This is a genomic window from Kitasatospora sp. NPDC023118, assembly GCF_055560875.1.
On record NZ_JBVHHW010000068.1, the window covers coordinates 1 to 9,911 of the forward strand.

The 9,911-nt window shown below is 72.0% G+C and carries 1 protein-coding gene and 1 pseudogene; both read left to right on the forward strand.

The window, feature by feature from the left end; translation table 11 throughout:
- Positions 1-68: 68 nt before the first annotated feature.
- Positions 69-6,671 (forward strand): annotated as a pseudogene (locus ACZ3UD_RS37235) (amino acid adenylation domain-containing protein); the annotation flags it as partial.
- Between the two features lie 78 nt (positions 6,672-6,749).
- Positions 6,750-9,911, forward strand: a 3,162-nt coding sequence (locus ACZ3UD_RS37240; protein ID WP_465598405.1) for a non-ribosomal peptide synthetase, incomplete at its 3' end; no start/stop codon positions are given.

Below are 9,911 nucleotides of genomic sequence, written 5' to 3' on the forward strand. Positions count from 1 at the left end.
CGGCGCCGGTGTGTGTCCTGACGACGGAGCGGTGTGCCCGGGTGCTGCCGGACTCGGTCGGCGGGCCGGTGCTGGTGCTGGACTCCGCCGAGCTGCGTGCCGAGTGCTCGGGCTTCGAGGGGGTGCGGCTGACGGATGCCGAGCTGGTGGTGCCGTTGCTTCCGGCCCATCCGGTGTATGTGATTCACACGTCGGGTTCGACCGGGCGTCCCAAGGGGGTCGTGGTCACGCACCAGGCGTTGGTGAACCATCTGCGGGCGGCCGGGCAGCGGGTTCCGCTGGGGGCCGGCGACCGTCTGCTGGCGGTGACGACGGTGTCCTTCGACATCGCGGCGCTGGAGTTGTTCCTGCCGTTGGTGTCCGGGGCGGCCGTGGTGCTTGCCGAGCGGGAGACGGTGCGTGATGCGGCGGCGTTGCGGGAGTTGGTCGACGCGGGTGGGGTGACTGCCGTTCAGGCTGTTCCGTCGTTGTGGCGGACTCTGCTGTCCGCCGAGGCCGGTTGGCCGCGCGGGGTGCGGGTGCTGGTCGGCGGTGAGGCGTTGTCCGAGGAGCTGGCGGGCCGGATGCGGGAGCTCGGCCTGTGGGCGGTGAACCTGTACGGTCCGACGGAGGCCACGGTCTGGGCGACCTCGGCCGAGGTCGGTGAGGGTCCGGTGACCATCGGGCGTCCGTTCGCCAACATGCGTGCCTACGTGTTGGACGGGTTCCTGCAGCCGGTTCCGGCGGGTGTGGTGGGCGAGCTGTATCTGGCGGGTGCGCAGTTGGCTCGTGGGTACCTGGGCCGGCCCGGGTTGAGTGCCGAGCGGTTCGTGGCGTGCCCGTTCGGCAGCGGCATGGGGGTCCCCCCGGCCGAAGGCTGGGGGAGGATGTACCGGACGGGTGACCTGGCCCGTTGGCGCGAGGACGGGATGCTGGAGTGCCTGGGCCGGGTCGACACCCAGGTCAAGGTGCGTGGCTACCGGATCGAGCTGGGTGAGATCGAGGCTGTGCTGGAGCGTCACGAGCTGGTGGCGCAGGCGGCGGTGACGGTCACCGGGGACGGTGCGGGGGATCAGCGGCTGGCCGGGTACGTCGTGCCCCGGGCCGGGGCGCGGGTGGATGCGGCGGACCTGCGGGCCCACCTCGCCCGGAGCCTGCCGGAGTACATGGTTCCGTCGGCCGTGGTGGTGCTGGAGGAGTTCCCGCTGACGGCGAACGGCAAGGTGGATCGCAAGGCCCTGCCCGAACCGGACTACACCGAGCTGACGGGTGGGGGCCGGGGTCCGGTGACGGTGCAGGAGGAGCTGCTGTGCCAGGCGTTCGCGCAGGTGCTCGGACTCGACCGGGTCGGCGTGGAGGACGACTTCTTCGCGCTGGGTGGTCATTCGCTGCTGGCGATGCGGCTGATCATCCGGGTGCGCGCGGTGCTGGGCGTGGAGCTGCCCCTGCGGATGCTGTACGAGCGTCCGACGCCGGCCGCGATCGCGGCGTGGATGGGTGAGGCCGGCGCGGGCCGGGCCGCGTTGGTGCCGATGGTGCGTCCGGAGCGGGTGCCGCTGTCGTTCGCGCAGCGCCGGCTGTGGTTCCTGGGGCAGTTGGAGGGGCCGAGCGCGACCTACAACATCCCGCTGGCGCTCCGGCTGAGCGGGGAGTTGGACCGCGGGGCCCTGGCTGAGGCGCTGCGGGACGTGATCGGGCGGCACGAGGTGCTGCGCACCGTCCTGCCGGTGGCGGACGGTGAGCCGTTCCAGCGGGTGCTGTCGCCGGAGGAGTGCGGCTTCGGGCTGTCGGTGGTCGAGGTGGCGCCGCAGGAGCTGGATGCGGCGGTGGCGGAGGCGGTCGGGTATGCGTTCGACCTGATAGCGGAGATCCCGATTCGGGCGACGCTGTTCGCGCTCGGCGAGGCCGAGCACGTGCTGGTGCTGTTGATCCATCACGTGGCGGGTGACGGTTGGTCGACGGCGCCGTTGGCACGGGATCTGTCGGTCGCGTATGCGGCACGGCTGGGCGGTGCGGCGCCGGTGTGGGAGCCGTTGCCGGTGCAGTACGCGGACTACGCCCTGTGGCAGCGGGAGTTGCTCGGCGACGAGCAGGATCCGGACAGTGTGCTGTCCGGGCAGGTGGCGTACTGGCGGGAGGCGTTGGCCGGGGTCCCGGAGGAGCTCGTCCTGCCCACCGACCTGGCGCGGCCCGCGACACCCACCCACCGCGGTCACACCGTGGGGCTGGACATCCCCGCAGGGCTGCACGAGGGCCTGCTGTCGGTGGCCCGGGAGCAGGGGGCGACCCTGTTCATGGTGCTGCAGGCGGCGCTGGCGGTCACCCTGAACCGGATCGGTGCGGGCACGGACATCCCGATCGGTTCCGCGATCGCCGGGCGCACCGACGAGGCGCTCAACGAGCTGATCGGGTTCTTCGTCAACACCTTGGTGATCCGGACCGACCTGTCCGGTGACCCGACCTTCGGTGAGGTGGTCGAGCGGGTCCGGGAGACGGGCCTGCGCGCGTACGAGAACCAGGACGTGCCGTTCGAGAAGCTGGTGGAGGAGCTGTCGCCGAACCGGTCGACGGCCCGCCACTCGCTGTTCCAGGTCATGCTCACCCTGCAGAACACCGCCGCGGCCGCCGGCCGGTCCGAGCTGGAGCTGCCGGGGGTGCGGGTCGGCCGGCACATCGCCGGAACGGGGGTGGCGAAGTTCGACCTGAGCATGTCGCTCGGGGAGACCTTCGACGCCCAGGGCGCTCCGGCGGGCCTGCGTGGTGTCATGGTTGCGGCAGCCGACCTGTTCGACGCGGACACGGCCGAGCGGATCGCGGTCTGGCTGGTTCGCGTCCTCGCGACGGTCACGGCCGAGCCGCGGACCCGGCTTGCGGCGGTGGCCGTGCTGGGTGAGGACGAGCGGGAGCGGATCCTGACCCGCGGGCGGACCGCGCGTCAGGTGCAGACCGTGCTGGCCACGCAGCCCGGCGTGGCCCAGCTGGCGGTCATCGAGCGCGAGCACGGTGCGGACGACGGCCAGGCATCCCGGACGGGAGGCAGCGGGAGCCTGGTCGCCTATGTCGTACCCGCCGACTCCGGCGCTGATCACGCAGCGGTGGCGGACGCGGTGCGGCAGTTCGCCGACGACCGCCTGGCGGAGCAGCTGGTGCCCGCCGTGGTGGTGCTGGACACGCTGCCGCTGACCTCGGACGGGGAGCTGGATCTCGCGGCCCTGCCCGCTCCGGGCGACTCCGGCACCGCGGACGAGGACGTCCGGGTGAGCCGTGGTCCGGCCACGGTGCAGGAGGAGATCCTGTGCCAGGCGTTCGCCCACGCCCTGGGGCTGGAGAGCGTCGGCGTGGAGGACAACTTCTTCGCCCTGGGGGGTCACTCACTGCTGGCGGTGTCGCTGGTGGAGTACCTGCGGGTCCGGGGGGTGTCGATCTCCATCCGCACCCTGCTGCGCAACCCCACGCCGGCCGAGCTGGCCGGCGCCGCCGGGCCGGTCCAGGTGGTGGTGCCGCCGAACCTGATTCCCGAGGGTGCCGTCGAGATCACGCCGGAGATGCTGCCGCTGGTGGAGCTCACCGAGGCGGAGATCGAGCGGATCGTGGCGGAGGTCGAGGGCGGGGCGGCCAATGTGGCCGACGTCTACCCGCTGGCGCCGCTGCAGGAGGGCATGCTCTTCCACCACCTGATGGCGGATCAGGGCGCCGAGGCGGACGTCTACATGCGGCCGGCGGTGCTGGGATTCGACTCGCGGGAGCGGGTGGACGCGTTCCTGGACGCGCTGCGGGCGGTGATCGACCGGCATGACGTCTACCGCACCGCGTTCGTGTGGGAGGGCCTGGCCGAGCCGGTGCAGGTGGTGCTGCGCAAGGTGGAGCTGCCGGTCCAGGAGGTCGTGCTGGACCCGCAGGGCCCCGACCCGATGGAACAGTTGGCAGCCATCGGCGGATCGTGGATGGATCTGACCCGGGCGCCCCTGATAACGGTCCACATCGCGGCGGAGCCCGGCGGTGACCGCTGGCTGGCACTGCTGCGCATGCACCACCTGGTGGGGGACCACACCTCACGGGACGTGATGCTCGAGGAGCTTCAGGCCTTCGTGTCCGGCCGTGCCGACACGTTGCCGGAGCCGTTGCCGTTCCGCGACTTCGTCGCCCAGGCCCGCCTGGGCGTCCCGCAGGAGGAGCACGAGCGGTACTTCACCGAGCTGCTCGGCGACGTCACCGAGACGACGGCGCCGTTCGGGTTGCTGGACGTGCACGGTGACGGCACCGGCGCGATGCACTGCCAGGTGCCCCTCGACGCCGAGGTGGCCGGCCGGGTCCGTGAGGTGGCGCGGCGGCACGGCGTGACTGCGGCGACGGTGTTCCACCTGGCGTGGGCGCGGGTGCTGGCATCGCTGTCGGGCCGTGACGACGTGGTGTTCGGTACGGTGCTGTTCGGCCGGATGAACGCGGGCGCGGGTTCGGACCGGGTGCCGGGTCTGTTCATGAACACCCTGCCGGTGCGGGTGCGGTTGGACACGCAGAGTGCGGGTGAGGCGCTGGACGGCATGCGCGGCCAGCTGGCCGAGCTGCTGGTGCACGAGCACGCGCCGCTCTCGCTGGCGCAGAAGGCGAGCGGGGTGACGGCCGGAAGCCCGCTGTTCACCTCGATCTTCAACTACCGGCACAGCGAGGCCGTTGCCCAGGGCAGTGGCCCCGGCCTCGAGGGCGTCAGGGTGCTGACCGCGAGCGACCCCACCAACTACCCCGTGAGCGTGGCCGTCGACGACATGGGGAGCGGCTTCTTCCTGACCGCCAAGGCAATGGCACCGGCCGATGCGGAGCGGATCTGTGCGCTGCTGCAGGCCGCCGTCACGAACCTGACGGCCGCGCTGGAGGAGGCGCCGCAGACGCGGTTGTCGGTGGTGGGGGTGCTGGGTGAGGCCGAGCGTCGCCTGGTGACGGAGGAGTGGAACGACTCGGCGCTCGAGGTGGCGTCGTCGACCTTGCCGGGATTGTTCGAGGAGCGGGTGGGGCTGGCTCCGGATGCGGTGGCCGTGGTGGCCGACGGTGTCGAGGTGTCGTACGCGGAGCTGGACGCGCGGGCGAACCGGCTGGCGCGGCTGTTGATCGGCCGGGGTGTGGGCCCGGAGTCGGTGGTCGCGGTCTGCCTGGAGCGCGGTGTGGACCTGATGGTCTCCTTGCTCGCGGTGGCGAAGGCGGGCGGCGCGTACATGCCGGTGGATCCGGCGTATCCGGCGGAGCGGATCGCGTACATGGTGCGGGACGCCGCTTCGGAGCCGGCTGTCGTGAGCCGGGCTACGGCCGGGTTGCTGGCGGGGTCGGTGCCGGTGGCGGTACTGGACGATGCCGCGACGGTCGCGGAGCTGGCCGGGCTGTCGGGTGAGGCGGTGACGGATGCGGAGCGCCGGCTGCCGCTGCTTGCGGCGCATCCGGCGTATGTGATCTACACCTCGGGGTCGACGGGGCGCCCGAAGGGTGTGCTGGTGTCGCATGCGGGTGTGGCGCACCAGGTGGCGGGCCATGTGCGGTGGTTGGGGGTCGGTGCCGGCTCGCGGGTGGGGCAGTTCGCCTCGGCGGGCTTCGACACCTTCGGCTGGGAGTGGTTCATGGCGTTGCTGACGGGCGCCGCGTTGGTGGTCATTCCGCAGGACCGGCGGCTGGGTGAGGCGTTGCCGGTGTTCCTGGCGGAGCAGCGGGTGACGCACGTGACGCTGCCGCCGGCGGTGCTGGCGACGCTGGACGCGGGTTCGGTGGACCGTGACGTGGTGGTGGTGACGGCGGGTGAGGCATGTCCGCCGGAGGTGATGGCGCGCTGGGCCGAGGGTCGCAGGATGTTCAACTCCTACGGCCCGACGGAGACGACGGTGGACGCCACGTTGTGGCAGTGCGATCCGGCGTCGTCGGTGGTGGCGATCGGCACGCCGGTGGTCAACACCCAGGTGTACGTGCTGGACGAGTCTCTGCAGCCCGTACCGGTCGGTGTGGCAGGCGAGTTGTACGTTGCGGGCGCGGGGCTTGCCCGCGGCTACCTGGGCCGTGCGGGGCTGACCGGGGAGCGGTTCGTGGCGAACCCGTTCGGTGCGCCGGGCGAGCGGTTCTACCGCACGGGTGACCGGGCGCGGTGGACCGCCGACGGCGAGCTGGTGTTCGCGGGGCGTGCGGACGAGCAGGTGAAGATCCGTGGTTTCCGGATCGAGCCGGGTGAGGTCGAGTCGGTGGTGGTCGGGCACCCGCAGGTCGCGCAGGCGGCGGTGGTGGTGCGTGAGGACGTGCCGGGCGACAAGCGCCTGGTGGCTTACGTGGTGCCGGCCGTTGATGGTACGGGCGAGGAACTGGCTGCCGTGGTGGCTGCCTTCGCGGCCGAGTGGTTGCCGCAGTACATGGTCCCGGCCGCGGTCGTGGTCATGGACGCGCTGCCGCTGACCGTCAACGGCAAGGTGGACCGCAAGGCCCTGCCGGCCCCCGACCTGGGCTCCGCGGTCGCCCACCGGCCCCCGACCACGCCACGCGAACAGCAGCTCTGCGAGGCGTTCGAGGAGGTGCTGGGCGTCACCGGAGTCGGGCTGGACGACGACTTCTTCGCCCTGGGCGGTCACTCGCTGCTGGCGGTGCGACTGGCCAGCCGGATCCGGAAAGCACTCAACGTGGAACTGCCCATCCAGGCCCTCTTCGAGGCACCGACGGTCGCCGGTGTGGCGGAGCGGCTCGAATCGGCGAGCAAGAAGGCACGGCCCGCGTTCCGGGCAATGCGCGCGAACAAGGAGTCCTGAACGATGATCCCGGTTTCCTTCGCCCAGCAGCGGCTCTGGTTCCTGAGCGAGCTGGAGGGCCCGAACGCCACCTACAACATCCCGATGGGCCTGCGGCTGACCGGCACCCTCGACATCGCGGCGCTGGACGGCGCCCTGCGCGACGTGGTGACCCGCCACGAGGTGTTGAGGACAGTGTTCCCGGCGGTCGCCGGGAAGCCGTGGCAGAACATCCGGGACGCCGAGTCGGTAGGCTCGCTGCTGACCGTGGTCGACGCCGGCGCCATGACCGAGCCGGAGCTTACCGCCGAACTGGCCGGCGCCGCCGGCTGCGTCTTCCGCCTCGCCGAGGAACTCCCGCTGCGCGCCTGGCTGTTCTCGCGCGGCGAGACCGAGCACGTACTGCTGCTGGTGGTGCACCACATCGCCGGTGACGGCTGGTCGATGGGCCCGCTCGCCCGGGACGTCTCCCGCGCCTACCGGGCCCGCCTGGCCGGCACCGCGCCCGACTGGGACGAACTGCCCGGCCAGTACGCCGACTACGCGCTCTGGCAGCGCGAGCTGCTCGGCGAGGAGGACGACCCGGAGAGTCTGCTCAGCGAGCAACTCGCCTACTGGCGGCAGGCGCTGGCCGAGCTGCCCGAGGAGCTCGCGCTGCCCTTCGACCGGCCCCGCCCGCCCGCCGCCAGCCACCGCGGCGGCACCGTGGAGTTCCAGGTGCCCGCTGAACTCCACCGGGGGATCACCGAACTGGCCCGCGCCGAGGGCTGCACCCCGTTCATGGTGCTGCAGGCGGCGCTCGCCGTGCTGCTGTCCGGGTTCGGTGCCGGCACCGACATTCCGATCGGCACCGCCGTCGCCGGCCGCATGGACGAGGGCCTCAACGACCTGGTGGGCTTCTTCGTCAACACCCTGGTGCTGCGCACCGACCTGTCCGGCGCGCCGAGCTTCGTCAAGCTGCTGGGCCGGGTGCGGGAGGCCGGCCTGCGCGCGTTCGAGTATCAGGATGTGCCGTTCGAGCGGCTGGTGGAGGAGTTGTCGCCGGTCCGGTCGATGGCCCGTCACCCGCTCTTCCAGGTGATGCTCTCCTTGCAGAACAACGCCCAGCCCAGGCTGGACCTCCCGGGCCTCACCGCCGAGCCGGTGGCCGCTCGGACGGCCCCGGCCAAGTTCGACCTCAACTTCACCTTCTCCGAGAAGCTCGGCACGGCAGGCGCCCCCGCCGGCCTGGCGGCCGGCCTGGTCTTCGCCCGCGACCTGTTCGACGAGCAGACCGCCGAGCGGATCGGCAACGGCTTCGTCCGGGTACTGCGGGAGCTGCTGGCGGCACCGGAACGCCCGATCACCTATGTCGAGTTGATGACCGAGGAGGAGCGCGAGCTCGTCCTGACGGGCTGGAACGACACGGCGGTCGAGGTCGAGGAGGCGTCGCTGACGTTGCCGGGGTTGTTCGCGGAGCGGGTGGCTGCGACGCCGGATGCGGTGGCGGTGGTGGCCGAGGGTGCCCAGCTGTCCTATGCGGAGTTGGATGCGCGGGCGAATGCGGTGGCGCGGCGCCTGGTCGAGCAGGGGGTGCGCGCGGAGTCGGGTGTCGCGGTGCTGATGGAGCGCTCGGCGGATCTGGTGGTGGCGTTGCTGGGTGTGGTGAAGGCGGGTGGCTGCTATGTGCCGCTGGACAGCCGGTACCCGTTGGCGCACCGGCAGGCGATCGTGTCCGAGACGGGCGCGAAGGTGGTGCTCACCGATGCTGGGCTGCGGGAGCAGGCCGAGGAGTTGGGTCTGACCGTGCTGACGGTCGACGCGTCGACTGCCGGGCCGGTCGATGTTCCGTGCTACCCGCGCCAGTTGGCGTATGTGATGTACACCTCCGGCTCGACGGGTCGCCCCAAGGGGGTGGCGGTGACGCATGCGGATGTGGCGGCGCTGGCGCGGGACCGGCGGTTCGCGGGCGCGGCGATGGAGCGGGTGCTGCTGCACTCGCCGCACTCCTTCGACGCGTCGACGATGGAGCTGTGGGTCCCGCTGCTGACCGGGCGCCGGGTTGTGGTGATGCCGGCCGGTGAGGTCACGGCGGTCTCGCTCGCCGGGGCGGTCTCCTCGTTCGGGGTCACGGCGCTGTGGCTGACGGCGGGGCTGTTCGCCCTGGTGGCGGAGCAGGATCCGGGGTGTCTGGCCGGGGTGCGTGAGGTGTGGGCCGGTGGTGATGTGCTGTCGCCGGCGGCCGTGGCCCGGGTGCGGGCGGCCTGCCCGGACATCGTGGTGGTGAACGGATACGGGCCGACCGAGGCCACCACGTTCGTCGCCACGCACACCGCGGTGGACGGCGAGGGCACGCTGCCGATCGGGCGCCCGCTGGACAACATGCGCGCCTACGTGCTGGACGCCGCGCTGCGCCCGGTGCCGGTGGGTGTGGCTGGTGAGCTGTATGTGGCGGGTGCGGGGCTGGCGCGTGGGTACGTGGCGCGGCCGGGGCTGTCGGCCGAGCGGTTCGTCGCCGATCCGTTCGGGCCTGGGGGTGGCCGGTTGTACCGCACCGGAGACCTGGCGCGGTGGAACGCCGACGGCGAGCTGGAGTACGCGGGTCGTGCGGACGCGCAGGTGAAGATCCGTGGCTTCCGGATCGAGCCGGGTGAGGTCGAGTCGGTGGTGGTCGGGCACCCGCAGGTCGCGCAGGCGGCGGTGGTGGTGCGTGAGGACGTGCCGGGCGACAAGCGCCTGGTGGCTTACGTGGTGCCGACCGTCGACGGCAAGGGCGAGGAACCGGCCGCCGTCACGAACCTGACGGCCGTCCTGGAGGAGGCTCCGCAGGCGCGGTTCGCGGCGGTGGGGGTGCTGGGCGCGGATGAGCGTCGCCTGCTCCTGGAGGAGTGGAACGACACGGCGGTCGGGGTCGAGGAGTCGACGTTGCCGGGGTTGTTCGCCGGGCAGGTGGCCGCGACGCCGGATGCGGTGGCGGTGGTGTTCGAGGGTGTCGAGGTGTCGTACGCGGAGCTGGATGCGCGGGCGAACCGGCTGGCGCGGTTGCTGATCGGGCGGGGTGTGGGCCCGGAGTCGGTGGTTGCGGTGGTGATGGAGCGCGGCGTGGAGCTGGTGGTGTCGCTGCTGGCGGTGGTGAAGGCCGGTGGTGCGTATCTGCCGGTGGATCCGGAGTATCCGGTGGAGCGGATCGCCTATGTGCTGGATGAC